Below are 15,323 nucleotides of genomic sequence, written 5' to 3'. Positions count from 1 at the left end.
CCTCTTCAGCATGCCGCGCTGTCCCGGCCCGGATCGGACAGGCGCCGAACAACGGCCATCGTCTCGGCCTGCGCCGGCCCGGATGAAGGCTCCGAGCCTCGTCGCGCTTCCAACCCCTGCATGAAACAGCGCCCCCGCCCACCGAGCCGAATACAGCATAGATCGACGCAGATCGATATATCGGGCGCATCATCCCCGGACCGCCTCAGCGATCGCCGCTCGCTCGGCGTAAAGTCCTTGCGAACCTCGTTCTCCGCCATCTCGCCGGCGACCATGCTCGAAACCTTGACGATCCGAACGTCGATGGTGCCGCGCTTAAGAATATCGCGGACAGCGCGAAGGCGGCGCTCTCCGAACACAAGTTCCAAGCCTTCGGTGACGCCGATCGGCTGAAGGAGGCCTTCGGCCTTGATGCTCTCCGCAAACGACAAAACGCCCCGCCAGCCGGAGCTGACGGCGCCGACCATAGTTCCGGGTCGGAGGCGGACTGGACCGACTGCCGGGCGCTCTATGGGCAGATGGTTGCCTCAGGTTCGATCGCAGAAATGACGACGCGGTCGTCCTGAAAGGCAGCGCGAACATCAATGAGGCCTGCGGAGCAATCGACGTTCTTCGGGAGCATGAGAACGAAGCCGAATCGGACATTGGCCAGGTCAGGCCTTAACCAGTCCCGCGCCTGCGCCAGCCGCATTCGGCGCACTCGTTCTATCGCTACAACCTGTCCATTCTGGACGGCTGCAACATGCACCGCGAGGTTCGGATGGTCGAGGTCAATGGCATAACCGCGAACAACGCGCGTCCCATCAGGCAGATTCTGGACAGCATCGACTTTCGCGCGGATAGAGGTCGACATGGTCGGCTCGGTGCTCGCTAGCGCTAGTCGTGCACGCTCTTCCAAGGTCCGTTTTTCCCTGACGAGATATTCCGAGAGAACGGATGTTCCGAGGAAGAGCGCAACAAAAAACACGGCGATGTCTCGGAGACGATTGAGCGAAGCCTTGGCAGTGGCCCGCTTGAACCAGCGGTGGATCTTTAGATCAGCGCGCCCCAATACCAAGGCGATGGCGATCGACGAACCAACGCCGCCGAACCACACGAGCAGGCTGGGCCACGAGTTCGACACGAACCCCGCCGCCAGCGTCATCAGCGGCATATGGCAGAGATAGAGCATGTAGCTGGCGTCGCCTAAGGCCTCGCCAGCCTTGCCCGCCGCGTTCGTGGCCTGAGCCTTGGGGAACCGGACAGCCGCCGCGACCGAAAGGACCGCCGGCACTACCACTGAAAGCGCCGGGGAGGCCGGGAGGAAATAGGAGCCGACCAGGGCTGTAGGAACGGCCGCCAATAGAATGCCTGCGGGAAGCACCCGCAGCCCTTTAACGTCGGGCAGGATGAAGCCGAGAAGGAACGGCAGGTTCACGGCTTGCAGCGGCAATTCGCTCGCAAGCGGCATCTGGTCCAGGGCGGCCCGGCCAGTCGCCAAAATCGATATCAGGATCGCCGCGATCCACGCGACTGCGAAAAGCGACGCAAGGCGCCGCAGGCCGAAAGCCGACAGGCCCGCAAGAATGACGTAATAGCTGACCTCGTAGAGCAGCGTCCATTCGACGCCTAGGAAGTAATCGCGAACACCAGCGGGCGCGAGGGTCAGGCCAATGAGATCTATTCCTCGTGGGAGGCCCGCTGCAAAGAACGCCAGCCAGGACAATCCGATCACCAGCATCATCGGAGGGTAAATCCGGGCAACTCTGCTGATGAGGAACCGGGCCGGATCGTCGCGCTGGATCAGCTCCCGCATCAGGTAGCCGGATAGGGCGAAGAAGATTGCGACCCCCAGCGCGCCCCAATAACCGCCGAACGTCGCCAGATATGTTCCCGACCCCGTCGTGCGCTCAACGATCACCGAAGCGTGGAATAGCAGGACGGAAATTGCCGCAAGCGCTCGCAGGTATTGAAGCCGGACGTTGCGTGGGACAGACGGCAGAACATCGGTCTTTGCGGCAACTGCCAGCGCGTCCGTAGGCGTGAAATGGCGGTTCATCTCTGGAGCTTATGAGCCGGAACAACGGGGGTTGTTTTTATGCAAGTCTTGGTTGAGCGACAGCTACCTTATAGTCGCAGAAAGAACCGCTGCCACCCCCTGAAGGATGAAGGCGGCTGCACCGCGATCAGGATTGAGGGCGGCGCGCGGCGATGTCCCGCACCCTCTGTTCCAGCGCCTTTAGCCGTTCGGCCGAGGCTTCCCGATCGACGCCGATGGCGACGATCATGAGGAAAGCCATGATGCGGAGCCTGAACTCGTCGCCATTCGCGGAGGGCTCAGCGCATGAGCGGCAATCCCAGAAACAAGCCAATGTTCTTCCGCTGGTAGAGGCCTACGACGGCCACAGGAGGCTCTACGACGAGCCTTGGGGAAGTCTCTCTCAAGTCGGGAAATCGGGCCGCGCAGGCGCACTACAACGCGCTATTTCAAAGGCTTAACTATAGGGCCTATCTGGGGATAGAAGCGACAACGCTATAGGCCAAGAGAGAGGGAGAATGAGGGTACGATACCGCAAAGTTGCTGCAAGGTCCTCTCGGACCTCCGCAGCATCTTCGCTGAGCCCTCGCCGGCGTTCGCCTCCGTGCTGTCCGAGGGGTCGCCTACGGACCGCCGAGGGCGGTGCCGTCGAACCTGGTCCATGCCATCGCCAAGGACTCGGTCCTGCAGCGGTTCCACACAAAACTCGGAATCACCGCGACGGTGATCGGCGACGACCTCGCGATCCTCGACCACGACCTCGCCCGTTATCAAGGGCGCCACGTCGCGCAGATCGCAGGCAGGCTCTCCGCACCGGTAAAATTGGCGTAGCTGGCCGGCGCGGTAGGGTCGCCGCGGCGGCGTTGCGTTGTCATGGGCTCGAACGCGTGCAACGGTAAGTCAAAGTCGAGCTGAGAAGATGCTCATTGAGATACCGCGCACGGCCGCCGACCCGGAGCCTCCGCAGTTCGCTGCGGACGAGGCGACTGCTGCGGCCCGTGCCGTCGCTCAGCTTTTCGGGACGTAGAAGCTAAGCGAAGAGCTCGGGGTAGACATGACGAGGTCGCTGTAAAATCGCCAGGGCTCAGGCGCCTTGCCAAGGATCGATGTTACCAACTCGACGAGGAGGGACGATGATACCGAGACCTGACAGCCGCCCGACTGCGAAGCGGCTTTCGCTGATCACGTCGGCTTGTAGCCTCGCCTTGCCGCTGCTCCTCGCAGGTTGCGGCGGGGGCGAGAGCCTGCCGCCGATCGCGAGCGGCGGCTCCGCTGGTGCGTCAGCCCCGGCCCCGGCGAATATCTCGCGCGATGCCCTGGTCGGGCGCTGGGGTGTCGCCTCCTTCCACACGGAGAAGGACCGCAAAAGGACGGAAGCCGAGGCGCGCAGCCAATGCAAGCAGCCCTATGTGATCGCGAAGGGCTCGGGCGACGGGGTGATGATGCATGTCGCCGATGATCCCAAGCTCTATGAGCTCAGGCTGAAGGCCGACCCCGGCGGCAAGACCTATCTCGGCTTCGAGGCGCCGGCGGGCGATCCGCAGGATCGCGAATTGCTGTCGGTCAAGCCGAGGGAGTTCGTGGCGCGCTTCGTCGATCCCGATGCGAACGCCCGCTACGGCACTTTCATCTACAGCCGCTGCGGCTGAACGGAGGCCATGCGATGAACCGCGCAATCCGCTCCGGCCTGCTGGTCTCCGGCCTCGGGCTCGCCTCGCTGCTCGCCTTGGCCGGTTTGGCTTCGGCGCAGCCGCGCCCGCCCGCCGCGATGCAAGAGACGATGGATATCGGCGACGAGCCCGGCCGCGTTTCCAGTGAGGAAGCGACGATCACCGATGGGCCCTATGCCCGCCAGATGGTGCTGTTCCGCTCGAACGAAGCGCCGGGCACGGTGGTGATCCATTCGGCCGAGCGCTTTCTCTATGTCGTGCAGGGCAATGGCCGCGCGTTGCGCTACGGCATCGGCGTCGGCCGCGAGGGCTTCACCTGGTCCGGCCAGGTTCAGGTGAGCCGCAAGGCCGAGTGGCCGGATTGGCGTCCGCCGCCGGAGATGCTGCAGCGCCAGCCCTATCTGCCGCGCTTCATGGCCGGCGGCCCGGGCAACCCGATGGGCGCGCGTGCGCTCTACCTCGGCTCGACCGTCTTCCGCATCCACGGCACCAACCAGCCGGAGACGATCGGCCAGGCGATCTCGTCGGGCTGCTTCCGGCTCGCCAATGGCGACATCGCCGATCTCTATGACCGCGTGCCGATCGGCACCAAGGTCATCATCCGCCACAAGGCGACGCTGTGACCGGCCCCGCCATCTCCGTGAATCTGAACAAGGGACAGGCAGACATGTCGAAGACCTCCTGGATTCGCCGCAGTGGTCTCGGTTTCGCGGTGCTCGTCGGCTTCGCGGTTCCGGCCGGTGCCGGCACGCTCGACAGCGTGAAGCAGCGTGGCAACCTGCAATGCGGCGTGAGCGAAGGGGTGGCCGGCTTCTCGGAAAAGGATGCGCAAGGCGACTGGCGCGGCTTCGATGTCGATTTCTGCCGAGCCGTCGCCGCGGCCGTGCTGGGCGATGCCGGCAAGGTCGCCTTCACTCCGCTCTCGGCGAGCCAGCGCTTCGATGCGCTGAAGGGCGGCAAGGTCGACCTGCTGGCCCGCAACTCGACCTGGACGCTCGGTCGCGAGGCCGAGCTCGGCCTCGCCTTTGCCGGCATCACCTATCACGACGGCCAGGGCTTCCTGGCGAAGCGCGCGCTCAAGGTCGATACGGCCCTGTCGCTGGACAAGGCCAAGATCTGCGTCGAGGCCGGCACCACGACTCAGCTCAACCTCGCCGATTTCTTCAAGTCCAATTCGATGACCTACGAGGAGAAGGTCTACCCAAGCGCGGCGGAAGCCTTCGCCGCCTTCGAGAGTGGGCAATGCGACGTGCTGACCCGCGACCAGTCGGCCCTGCATGGCGACCGGCTCAGGCTGGCTAAGCCGGCCGAGGCGATCGTGCTCCCGGATGTGATCTCGAAGGAGCCGCTCGGGCCGGTGGTGCGCAGCGACGACTTCCCCTGGTTCACCCTGGTGAAATGGGTGAATTTCGCGCTGGTCAATGCCGAGGAGCTCGGGGTTTCCAGCACGAATCTCGACGAGGCGCTGAAATCCCAGAAACCCGACGTGCGCCGCTTTACCGGGGCGGAAGGTGGCTTCGGCAAGGCGCTCGGCCTCGAGGCCGACTGGGCGGTTCGCGCCATCAAGGTCGGCGGCAATTATGCCGAGATCTATGAACGCAATCTCGGCACCGGATCGAAGCTCGGCATCCCGCGCGGGCTCAACCAGCTCTGGAGCATGGGCGGCGTCCTCTATGCCCCGCCACTGCGCTAGGGCCTGTATTCATTGAGGACGCCATGGCCAGCCTGAGCCGCATTGCGCTCGATGCCCATGGCCTGTCCCTGGCTGCCATCTGCGCGGCCATGCTCGCAGCTCCCCAGGCACAGGCGGCCAGCAAGCCGCCGGTGTTCCTGCGCAGTTGCACGATAAGCCCTCCGGACCCGACCCCGCTCTTTTCGGCTCCGGCCGCATCGAAGCCCGCCGCGGCAAGCGATGACGATGACGACGACGCCGGGGGTGAGGACGACGACGAGGATGATGAAAGCCCGCGCGGCTTCCTCTCGCCGGGTTCAGCCACCTGCATCGCCATCTCCGGCACGGTGAATGCCGGGATCCAGTACGACGGCTACAACGCGAACGCGCTGGCGCGGGCGACCGGGCTGGTGCCGCAGAACGCCGTCAGCTTCCCGCTGACCGCGACCTTCCGGATCGAGAGCGGGCAAATGCTCGCCGACGGGCACTATCTGGCGACCGCTTTCGAGTTCTCCATGGACACGGCCGGCGCGGAGGACCAGACGCTGACGATGGGCGAGGCCAGCGTCACCATGGGTGCCTTCGTCTTCGGGCTGGCGGGCTCGCGCTTCGATTTCTGGGCCGGCGACGACTTCGCCTTCATCGGCAGGATTCCGAGCCGTACCGTCGGGTTGATCGGCTATGAGCGGCAATTGACCGATGAGCTCAGCCTGTCGCTGTCGGCGGAAGATGTCGCCGCCGATCGCCGCACCATCGTGCCGACGACGGGAAACCGCTATCCCGACGCGGTGATGCGGCTGCTCTACGAGCAGGGCGGCTTGACGCTGCATGGCGGTGTCGCGGTGCGGGATGTCCCCGGCGCCGGCGGTTCGCGCCGCGTCGGCCGGGCGGCCATTCTCGGCGCGACCTGGGAGAAAACCGTCCTCGACCGGCCGCTGACGCTGACGGCTCAGATCGCCGGGGCCGTGGATGCCGCGCCTTATCTCGGCTCGCGCCTCGACCAGCGCACCGCCTTTTCGGTCCTGACCGGCGACCTGACGACGCGCGGCTGGTCCGGCGTGATCGCGATCGGGCGCGAATGGACGGATGAATGGTCGACCAACGCCTATGTCAGCCGCTACCGGCTTTCGATCCCGAATCCTTCAGGGTTGGCGGGCCAAATCCAGATCGACCGCGTGGCGGCGAATATCGTCTGGGCGCCGGTGGATGGGTTGCGCCTCGGCCTCGAAGGCTCGCTGGCCTGGCAGAAGCTCGACATCGCCGGCAATGTGCGCGCGGCGAGCCTCTCCGGCCGTCAGAGTTCGGCGCAGCTCTTCGTCGAGCGCAGCTTTTAGGTTGCGCTCGCTTCGATAGCCGCGTGCCTGGCCGCTTATCTTGCTCGCCATAGCCCCATCCTCCCAGGAGACAGGGCGTCCGAGGAACCCTGGGGGGCTCAAGGTTCCGCGGCGTCCTGGACCAGCACCGGCGCAGCGGCCAGCGCTGGCCCAGGCGCTCCGACCGGGCCTGCCATCCTCATGGCGGTCCGCTTACTTCCAGCCGATCAGCACGCCGTCGGCTCCCAGCGAGAGTTGCAAGCCCTGGCGCCGCGTCGCGAGTCGCAGCGTCACACCTTTGTCATTGCGCAGCCAGAGCCGTCCACGCCCCTGATCGCCGACGGCCCAACCTTCGCGAAGCTGGACATAAGCCCCGGTGAAATCGGATCGTTTGGTCAATCCATAGACCGCGCCGGTCGCCGTCACGCGCGAGGCGCCGATACCTCCGACACCGAGACCGCCGACCGTGATGCCGTAGCTTTTTCCCCGGTACGTCAATGTGCCGCCGCCGATCTGGCCGGAACCGATGAAGGCGACTTGAATCTGCCTGATCGAAACCGACCCGGTGGCCGGGCCGAGATTCTGCTGCTGGGCGAAGCCCGGAGCAGCCAGCAGCAGCGTGGCGGCAATCGCCGCCATCATGGATCGAATGAACTTCATCACGGTCTCCCTTGCCAATGTCCGAACCGGGCGGGTCGGTCGCTAAAACGGATTGACGTAGTTGGTGATCGCGATCTGCCGCAGCAGGACCTTGCGGATGACATGGGCCGCCTTGACCCGATCGGTGAAGATCGCCGCATCGCCGGCGCTGCCGGCCGGGAGCGATCTCGCGAAGCCCTCGTCGTCGAGCCGCACGCGCACGACGAAGGGGGCAGCCTGGAGCGCCTTCGGCATCACGGCCGACCCGGAGGTCTGGACCTGCCCCGACGCGACCGCCTGAAGGATGCTCTCGACCTTGCCCGTTTGGACCGTGCCGGGACTCATCTTGAAGGTGAGTTCAACCGGCTGGCCCGGCGCGAGGTAACGCGCGTCGATCTGGTCGATCTCGACGCCGACAAGGGTGTCGGAGGTGTCGATGAAAGCCATCACCGGCGACAACGGCAGATTGGCGACGCGCGCGCCCTTGCGCAGCGCGACATTCGTGACGTAGCCGTCGGCCGGCGCGCGCACCGTGGTCTTATCGAGGTTCCACTTGGCTCCGGCGAGTTGGGCGCGAAGCTGCTCGACCTCGGCCTCGCGCTGCTCGACATCGAAGGTGCGGCCGGTGCCGCGCGTCTGCAACTGGGTCATCTCCGCCAGCCGCGTTTCCTGAAACTTGAGCTGCGCGGCGAGAGCGTCGACCTGCGACTGGAACGGTACCGGATCGATCCGAAACAGCACGTCGCCGGCCTTGAGCGGCTGGTTGGGCTGGACCGGCACGTCGACGACTTCGCCCGCGACGTCGGGAACAATCGCCACCGAGTGACGCACGACGAGTGCCGAGCCCTGCGGCGCGCCCCAGTTCATCGGGATGAAGAGGCCGATCAGGAGCAGCAGCAGGACGAGGACCGGAGAGACCTTCCAGAACAGGTTGAAGGGCACGATCCGCAGTTTCACGAGGATGAAGAGCAGCGCGAGATAGCAGTTGAGAAGGACGACGATCATCGTAAGCCCTCCCCTTCAACGACCTGCCTGCGAGGGTTCGCCGGCACGTCGACATAGGCCCAGATCAGCACGACCGGCCAGAGCACGAAGCCGAGGAAGAGCGTGACCCAGCCGCCAACCGCCACGGCCTCCGCCCAGGGGTGGTTGCGGCGCCTGGCGACCATGCCCGGCCACATCGCCATGAAGACGACGACGAAGACCGTGCTCGCGACGAGGACGACGAGAACGATCCAGGCGAAGATATCGAGACCTGACATCATCTTCCTCCAGTGATCGGCTGCAGCCGGACAGACCGGTTCATGAGCGGACATCCTCTTTGTTGGTCGGCTTCCGCGGGGCGGGAATCTCTGTCTCCGCGGTAACGCGCTCGGTAGGGTTGAGGGGTGGAAGCGGATCGGTCAGCCCGTCCGGGTCGGAAGGGTTCCGCCAGGAAGCGGCAGCCTTGGAAAGGGCTCTGCCCGATTGCCGATCCCAGCTTGCCGTGTCCGCGAAGATGGCGGCGAGCAGCTTTTGGTACTCCCGCGCAAACGCGGGATCGGAGGTGAGGCTTGCGGCATCGTCGCGGGACAGGCGGTCGCGCCATTGCCGCAGCGCTCGGTAGGTCGACGGCGCGTCTCCGGTCAGGGCAACCTTCAGGAAAAGCGTCCGGGAGAAGGCGGCGGAGGCGCGATATCGCGCGCGCCAGGGCCGCCACAGCCGGACGAAGGACAGGCCGGCCGCCACAAGAACCGCAACCGCGAGCAGGCCGATGGCGAGCCAGCCCGTCATGGGGGGGCGTGATCCGGCTTTCGGCGGGGCCGCTATCGCGACCGAGACCGAGGTTCCCGGGAGGGTCTCCGTCCGCGCCTGCTTGTCGGCCAGACTCCACCATGGCTGGGTAAGCGGCGGAAGCTCATAAGTCCCGCCCCTCTCGAACACATAGGTCACCTTGTCGGTGCGGCGGCCATCGACATTGCCGCGGTCGACACGGTCGTCGATGACCGGAGGGTCGACATAGACGCGCACGCCCTCGGGGGCGACGAAGGCGAAATCCACCATCCCGAGGGCGGGAACGCCATCGGCACGTCGAGTGATCGTGCGGACGATCGCCCCGCCGGGATCGAGCCGCAGGCCGGTCGGATCGGGTGTCCATGTTTGCGTCGCCGAGACCCTGTCCGCGGCAAGGACCGGGCTCGACGGATCGATCCCCGGCGGGACCGCAACGATCAGCGTCCGGGGCTGGCCGCTCGTCGCGCCAGTGGGTTCGCCGCCCCGGTCGAGCAGGGTTACTTTCGGGGCCGGGATCGCGATCTCCCCTCCGCGGCGCGGAAACAGGACGAACTCGAAGTTCTGGCCGACATAGTCCTGGCCATCGAGATGGTCACGGATCGTCGTCGCTTGGCTCTGAAAGCGCAGGATCTGGGCCCCCGCCGCCGCGGGCACGCTGACCAGCGGAGGATGCGGCATCTCCCCCGGGAAGAGGACGACGACGTTGATCCGGATGGGCTGGCCGACGACCGCCCCCTGCGTCGGAGTAAGCGTCGTACGAACGAGCGGCGCGGGCGCCTGGGCCAAGGCCGGTCCCATCAGCATCAGCAGCATGGCGACCAGCACGGCCCTCATGGCGCGGCCCCCGCAGGTCGGTCGCTGAGCTGGTAGGCGAATTTAGCTCGCAGGAAATCGGCCGGATTGGTCTGAACGCGCTTCAGCCAGAGGGCCCTGACGGCCTCGTCCGACATGGGCTTGTCGCCCGCGATCGTCGTATCCTCGCCGCCCTTCTTCGTCTTGTCGAAGACGACCGCATCGGGGCCATCGTCCGCGTCCAGATCTGCGTCCGGGTTGACGCCGCCTTGCGTCTTCTTGCGTTCGCCGCGGATGCGGGCGATCTCGCGGTTCTTGAGGGCCGCCGGCCAGCCAGGACGCAGGACGAGCGCATGGTCGTAGCGCTTCAAGGCGTCGTCATACTGACCCAGCATCACCAGCGCGTTGCCCTGGTTGAAGGCAGCTTCGGCCGTGTCCAGGGCGGCGAAGGCCTGGGAGGCCTCTTTGAACGCGCCGGCCCCGAACAACGCCACGCCGCGCCAGAGCGGATCGCGGAAGGCCCGTGCCGCCTCCGCGGGCCGGTTCTCGCGCAGCAGAAGGCGGCCGCGCTGGTCGGGCCGGAGCCAGAGGTCGTGCCAGCCGAGCCTGTATCCGGCACCGGCCAGCGCGATGCTGCCGGCGAGTCCGATGAACCCGTAGATCCAGCCGGCGCGCCTCATGCGAGCACCCATCCGCGCCGGAACCAGAGCAGCGCCAGCAATGCGAGCAGCGGCGTCAGCCAATAGCCGGCCTCGCGCCAATGCTCGCTTTCGCCGGCCACGCTCGCCGCCGCGTCGCCGCTGTCGAGCCGTCGCAGCACGGCGGCGACGTCTGTCTCGTCCGGCGTCGTGGCGATGGTGGCCGCATGCGGGATCGGCGCGAAGGAGTCGGTCGCCATGCCGGGCGGGAGCAGCGCGAGAACCGTCACGGGCTTCCGGAGCTTGGGCCATTCGCCCGCCTGCGGCTCCATCGTATCGGCCAGCAGCAGGATCGACCCGCCATTCGCGCTGCTCGCCAAGGCCCGGTCGGCCAGCGTCAACGCGGCGCGGAGATCGTCGCCCTCCTTCGGCATGACCTGCGGCGAGAGCGCCTTGGCGAGATCGAGCACCACGGCGCTGTCCGGCGTCGCCGGCAGCACGATATGGCTCGATCCCGCATAGGCGATCAGCGCCGCCGCGGCGCCCTCGCGCCCGGCAAGGATGTCGCTGAGCTTCTGCCGCGCCCGATCGAGCCGCGTCGGCGCCAGATCCTCGGTGAGCATCGACGGCGTGACCTTGAGCACGACGGCGACAGCCGGCTTCGCGTCGGCGAAGGGCGATGGCTTACGCTGCCAGGCCGGCCCCGCGACCGCGACGCTCGCGACGAACAGCGCAACGAGCAGCCAGTCGGCCGGGCGGCCCCGTGATCGTCCATCGCCGCCGACCAGCAGATGGGGAAGCAGCGCGGCGTCGATCACGCGACGCCACTTCAGCATGGCGTCCGAACCCTTGCGGTCCAGCATCCACAAGGCGATGGCCGGCAGGAGGACCAAAAGCCATAGCGGCCGTTCGAAATGGAAGGCGGACAGGGTGTCCATCATCGCGCGCTTCCCGCAATCGCCGGGACGGCTGGCGGGCGACGACGACGGAGGCGGAGCGCCAGCATTGCGGCCTGGGCGGCCAGGACGAGCGCGAGTCCGGCGGCGAGCGGCACCCAGTAAACGTCCCGGCGCGGCCGGAAGCTCACCGTATCGACGCGGCGGGTTTCGACCTCGTCGAGGCGGCGATAGATGTCTGCGAGCTGCGCCCTGTCGAGGGCACGATAGAAGCCGCCGCCCGTCGCGTCCGCAATCTCCTTCAGGGCAGCCTCGTCGAGCTTGTCCTCCCCGGCTGCCGCCGGATCGCCCACGGCGACGGTGTGGATCACGATTCCCTTGTCCTTCGCGACGCCCGCAGCCTCCGTCGGCGGCACCTTGCTCATGGTGTCGTTGCCGTCCGTCAGCGCGATGATCGTCTTCGCCTTGACCGTGCTCTTCGCGAACAGCCCGATACCGAGCCCGATCGCATCGCCGAAGGCCGTGCGGGGGCCGGCCATGCCGACGGCCGTGTCGCGCAGCATGGTGCGGCAAAGCTCCAGGTCCGTGGTGAAGGGCACCAGCGCGAAAGGGGCATCCCCGAAGACCACGACGCCGACGCGGTCCCCCTTGCGACGGGACAGGAAGTCGTCGAGCACCTGCTTCACGGCGGTCAGGCGGTCCACCGTTTTGCCGGATGCATCGACGAAATCCTTGGTGTCCATCGATCCGGACAGATCGACGAGGACCAGCAGATCGCGCGTCGGCAGATCGCGGTGCAGCGGCGGCTCGATCCATTGCGGCCGGGCGAGCGCCGCCAGCGTCAGCAGCCAGACCACAATCAGCAGGACGAGCCGTGGCGCATGGCGCGGTGTCACGACGCCCCCCGAGAAGGGCTGCTGCCCGCTCAGGCGCACGAGCCTGTCGAAGAACGGGACCCGCAGGCCGGGGCGCCGTTCGGCATGGGGCGGCAGGCCGAACCAGGCGATGAGTGGCAGCGGAACGAGCCATGCAATCCAGGGATAGCTGAAGGAGAGCATCTCAGGCTTCCTTCGACACGCGGTCGCGCTGCATGGCGAGCCAGCGTCGGGCTTGCGCGACCGCCGAAGGCGGGGCGGTGCCGTCGGAGGCGATGGCGGTCGTCAGCGCGGACACCAGGATATCCGTTTCGCCCGTTCGCCCCGTGCGCACCAGGAACTCTGCCCAGCCCGCACCTGTGAGCGAAGCCACGCGATCTCGCCCGTAAGCGACGATGGCGGCTCGCTTCAGCACCTCGGATAATCGCGCGATCGGAATCGGGTGGCCGATCTCCGCAGCCGCCTGGCGCAAATAGGCATCGGCCCGGTATCGCTGGAGCGCCCGCCCGGCCGCGACCGCGAGGATCCCAGCCGCTGCGATGCAGACGATCCAGACGCCTGCCGCCGGCGGCCAGAAGGAGACGGGCGCCGGCAGGGCAAGGCCCGCCATGTTGGCAAGGTCTCCGGGGTCGCCGCTCATGGCGGGCTCGCGAGCGCGAGACGCTGCGCCTGCCGCCGCCCGATCAACTCGCGCAATTGATCGGCGACGTCCCGGTGGGTCGAGATCGGCAGAACGGGAATGGCACGACTGCGGGAAAGCCCGGCCAGGCGCGCGCGCCATTGCGCGTATTCGGACGAGAAGCGCTCCCGCAGGCCGCGCGCCGACGCATCCACCTCTATCTGCGCCTCGCCGGAGGAGAAGCTCGCCATGCCGATCTGCGGAAGGTCTCGCTCCATCGGATCGTGTACGAACATCGTCAGGACGTCGTTATGAGCACAGATTCGCGTGATCAGGCTTGTCGTCTCCTCATCCTCTCCCGCGGCATCGGAGATCAGGCAGACAAGCCAGTCATGGGTCGCCAGCCGTGCGGCCGCGCGCAGCGCCTCGTTCAATCGGGCAGGCCCGGAGCCGATATCGCGCGCCCCCCCGAGGCTGGCATTCTGCCGCACGACTTCCCACAGCACCCGCAACGCGCCGTGATCGCGGGCCTGCGGCTTGACGGTGACGAGCCCGGAGTCGCCGAAAACGATGGCGCCGACCCGGTCTCCGAGCGAGGTGACGCGCCAGGCGGCCAGCGCCGCGGCGTCGGCGGCTGCCACCGATTTCATTGCCCTGCGGCTACCGAAGAACATCGTCGAGCGCTGATCGACGAGCAGCAGGGCGGGACGATCTCGTTCCTCCGAATAAACCCGCACATGCGGCGAGCCGAGCCGGGCAGTGGCGAGCCAATCGATGTTGCGGGTGTCGTCACCCTCGAAATAGTGGCGCAGTTCCTCGAAGTTGAGGCCGCGACCGCGCAGCCGCGAGGCGTGTCGCCCGGCGAGCAGGCTGCGCACGGGCTGGCGCGGCAGGAAGCTGAAGCCGTGAGCACGATGCCGAAGCCGCGAGAGTTCGCCGATCGTGACAAAGGCCCGGGCATCGCCGCTCCCGCCATCCCTCTCTCTGCCGCCGGGTTCGGGCATGCCTGGCTTCCCTCAAATGGCTACGGCGACCTGCCGGACGATCTCGTCGAGCACCGCGTCGGCCGAGACGCCGTCGGCGCCTGCCTGGTAGCCGAGGGAGATACGGTGCCGGAGGCAGTCGTGAGCGACGGCCTGAACGTCCTCGGGGGTGACGAAATCCCGGCCCTGAAGCCAGGCATAGGTCCGCGAACACTTGTCGAGCGCGAGCGAGCCGCGCGGGCTCGCCCCGATGGCGATCCAGTCCTTGAGCTTGTCGGCATACTCGGCCGGGCGACGCGTCGCCGCGATCAAGGCCACCATATAGGTCTCGACCACGTCCTTCGTGGTCACCCGGTCGATCTCCCGGCGCGCGTCGAAGATGACCTGTTGCGGAATCTTTGGTGGCGACGATGTCTTGCCGCTCGCCGCAGTGTTCTCGGATCGCACGAGCCGCATCACCTTCACCTCGTCGGCGTCCGAGGGATAGTCGATCCGGATATGCATGAGGAACCGGTCCATCTGCGCTTCGGGCAGCGGATAGGTGCCTTCCTGTTCGATCGGGTTCTGCGTCGCCAGAACCATGAAGAGCGGCGGCAGATCATAGCGCTTGCCGGCGACCGTGACGTGGCGCTCCTCCATCGCCTCGAGGAGAGCCGACTGGACCTTCGGCGGTGCCCGGTTGATCTCGTCGGCGAGGATGAGGTTGCCGAAAATAGGGCCCTTGCGGAACTCGAATTGCCCGTCCTGCCGGAGAATCTCACCGCCGGTGACGTCGGACGGCAGCAGGTCGGGCGTGAACTGAATGCGGCTGAAATCCGATTCGAGATTTTTCGACAGGCTCTTGATCGCCCGCGTCTTGGCGAGGCCCGGCAGACCCTCCAGGAGGACATTTCCGTCGGCAAGCAGCGCGATGACGATGCGCTCGACCACACGCTCCTGTCCGATGATGTCCTGCCCTATCCTCGCCTGAAGATCGCGGACCACCTCGCGCGCGCTCGGCCCGGCTCCATCCATCGCCATGTCCTCGGTCATGTCCGCGAGGCGAGTTTGGCCGAACCGGCCATGGAGTCAGCCTTGTAACGGTTACGGCCTGGAGGCCTGTGGCGCAGCCTGCTCAGACCGGCAGGTCGACCACCGGCCCGCAGCAAAGCCGACGGGCCCGCGGCATCTATCGGCAATCGCCGGGGGCGTCGGCCCGGACGACACAGCGGAAGCCGACATGGCTGGTCGAGGTGTCGATCGGCTCGGCGTGGCGCGCCGCCGGGCGATAGCGCCGGCAATAACTGGGCGCGCAGAGATGCGAGCCGCCCTTCAGGACCTTGCGGGCAATGCGGATCTCGGGCTGGCGCGCGTCGTAGCTCTCGCTTTCCGGGCCGCCGCGCGGATTCTGCGGCACGCAGCAGGCTTTCGGCGCATCGGCCTCATGGCGGACGGAC

At 66.8% G+C, this 15,323-nt stretch carries 18 protein-coding genes; 5 read left to right on the top strand and 13 right to left on the bottom strand.

The window, feature by feature from the left end:
• Positions 1-5: 5 nt before the first annotated feature.
• Together JHD80_RS23970 and JHD80_RS23965 are read right to left on the bottom strand one after the other, a co-directional pair.
• The gene (locus JHD80_RS23970; RefSeq protein ID WP_199092553.1) at positions 6-467 is read right to left on the bottom strand and encodes a ParB/RepB/Spo0J family partition protein; all 462 of its coding nucleotides are present in this window, start codon (positions 465-467) and stop codon (positions 6-8) included.
• A 41-nt stretch (positions 468-508) separates the two neighbouring features.
• Entirely contained in the window at positions 509-2,038 is a 1,530-nt protein-coding gene (locus JHD80_RS23965; protein ID WP_199092552.1) for an acyltransferase family protein, read from the bottom strand.
• Between the two features lie 621 nt (positions 2,039-2,659).
• Between JHD80_RS23965 and JHD80_RS23960 the strand changes: the two genes are divergently transcribed.
• The 5 genes from JHD80_RS23960 (at position 2,660) to JHD80_RS23940 (ending at position 6,693) form a co-directional block, all read left to right on the top strand.
• Positions 2,660-2,848, top strand: a complete 189-nt coding sequence (locus JHD80_RS23960; RefSeq protein ID WP_199092551.1) for a hypothetical protein — start codon at positions 2,660-2,662, stop codon at positions 2,846-2,848.
• Between the two features lie 302 nt (positions 2,849-3,150).
• The gene (locus JHD80_RS23955) at positions 3,151-3,666 is read left to right on the top strand and encodes a hypothetical protein (protein WP_199092550.1); all 516 of its coding nucleotides are present in this window, start codon (positions 3,151-3,153) and stop codon (positions 3,664-3,666) included.
• A gap of 14 nt (positions 3,667-3,680) precedes the next feature.
• Entirely contained in the window at positions 3,681-4,310 is a 630-nt protein-coding gene (locus tag JHD80_RS23950; RefSeq protein WP_199092549.1) for a L,D-transpeptidase, read from the top strand.
• A gap of 44 nt (positions 4,311-4,354) precedes the next feature.
• Complete coding sequence (locus tag JHD80_RS23945; RefSeq protein WP_199092548.1) at positions 4,355-5,380, top strand: amino acid ABC transporter substrate-binding protein; 1,026 nt, start codon at positions 4,355-4,357, stop codon at positions 5,378-5,380.
• Between the two features lie 23 nt (positions 5,381-5,403).
• The gene (locus JHD80_RS23940) at positions 5,404-6,693 is read left to right on the top strand and encodes a porin (protein ID WP_199092547.1); all 1,290 of its coding nucleotides are present in this window, start codon (positions 5,404-5,406) and stop codon (positions 6,691-6,693) included.
• A 192-nt stretch (positions 6,694-6,885) separates the two neighbouring features.
• On the opposite strand, the gene JHD80_RS23935 is transcribed toward JHD80_RS23940, so the two are convergent.
• From JHD80_RS23935 to JHD80_RS23885, 11 genes are all read right to left on the bottom strand, one after another.
• Positions 6,886-7,311 carry a hypothetical protein gene (locus JHD80_RS23935; RefSeq protein ID WP_199092544.1) on the bottom strand — a complete coding sequence of 142 codons (426 nt, stop codon included), beginning with the start codon at positions 7,309-7,311 and terminating at the stop codon, positions 6,886-6,888.
• 63 nt (positions 7,312-7,374) lie between these two features.
• Positions 7,375-8,316 (bottom strand): HlyD family secretion protein, encoded by a 942-nt coding sequence (locus JHD80_RS23930; RefSeq protein ID WP_199092542.1) that lies wholly within the window; start codon positions 8,314-8,316, stop codon positions 7,375-7,377.
• Positions 8,313-8,573 (bottom strand): DUF3302 domain-containing protein, encoded by a 261-nt coding sequence (locus JHD80_RS23925; protein ID WP_199092540.1) that lies wholly within the window; start codon positions 8,571-8,573, stop codon positions 8,313-8,315. Before JHD80_RS23925 ends, JHD80_RS23930 begins: the two co-directional genes overlap by 4 nt.
• Positions 8,574-8,613: 40 nt before the next feature.
• Positions 8,614-9,918, bottom strand: coding sequence for a BatD family protein (locus JHD80_RS23920; protein ID WP_199092538.1), 1,305 nt, complete (start codon positions 9,916-9,918; stop codon positions 8,614-8,616).
• Positions 9,915-10,556 (bottom strand): tetratricopeptide repeat protein, encoded by a 642-nt coding sequence (locus JHD80_RS23915; RefSeq protein ID WP_199092535.1) that lies wholly within the window; start codon positions 10,554-10,556, stop codon positions 9,915-9,917. Before JHD80_RS23915 ends, JHD80_RS23920 begins: the two co-directional genes overlap by 4 nt.
• Positions 10,553-11,455, bottom strand: coding sequence for a VWA domain-containing protein (locus tag JHD80_RS23910; protein ID WP_248311746.1), 903 nt, complete (start codon positions 11,453-11,455; stop codon positions 10,553-10,555). Before JHD80_RS23910 ends, JHD80_RS23915 begins: the two co-directional genes overlap by 4 nt.
• On the bottom strand, positions 11,452-12,468 hold the full coding sequence (locus tag JHD80_RS23905) for a VWA domain-containing protein (RefSeq protein ID WP_199092533.1): 1,017 nt from the start codon (positions 12,466-12,468) through the stop codon (positions 11,452-11,454). The genes JHD80_RS23910 and JHD80_RS23905 overlap by 4 nt, the downstream gene beginning before the upstream one ends.
• Position 12,469: 1 nt before the next feature.
• The gene (locus JHD80_RS23900) at positions 12,470-12,925 is read right to left on the bottom strand and encodes a DUF4381 domain-containing protein (RefSeq protein WP_199092531.1); all 456 of its coding nucleotides are present in this window, start codon (positions 12,923-12,925) and stop codon (positions 12,470-12,472) included.
• Positions 12,922-13,908, bottom strand: coding sequence for a DUF58 domain-containing protein (locus JHD80_RS23895; protein ID WP_199092529.1), 987 nt, complete (start codon positions 13,906-13,908; stop codon positions 12,922-12,924). The genes JHD80_RS23900 and JHD80_RS23895 overlap by 4 nt, the downstream gene beginning before the upstream one ends.
• 12 nt (positions 13,909-13,920) lie before the next feature.
• Positions 13,921-14,901 (bottom strand): AAA family ATPase, encoded by a 981-nt coding sequence (locus JHD80_RS23890; RefSeq protein ID WP_199092527.1) that lies wholly within the window; start codon positions 14,899-14,901, stop codon positions 13,921-13,923.
• Between the two features lie 154 nt (positions 14,902-15,055).
• Positions 15,056-15,323 (bottom strand): SUMF1/EgtB/PvdO family nonheme iron enzyme (locus JHD80_RS23885; RefSeq protein WP_199092525.1); only part of this gene is annotated, 268 nt, incomplete at its 5' end.

Origin of the sequence: Allobosea sp. ASV33 (assembly GCF_016428755.1) — a bacterium.
In the GTDB taxonomy this organism is placed as follows: Bacteria; Pseudomonadota; Alphaproteobacteria; order Rhizobiales; family Beijerinckiaceae; genus Allobosea.
Note: the sequence above shows the minus strand (reverse complement) of the source record. Positions and strands in the feature narration are given on the sequence as shown.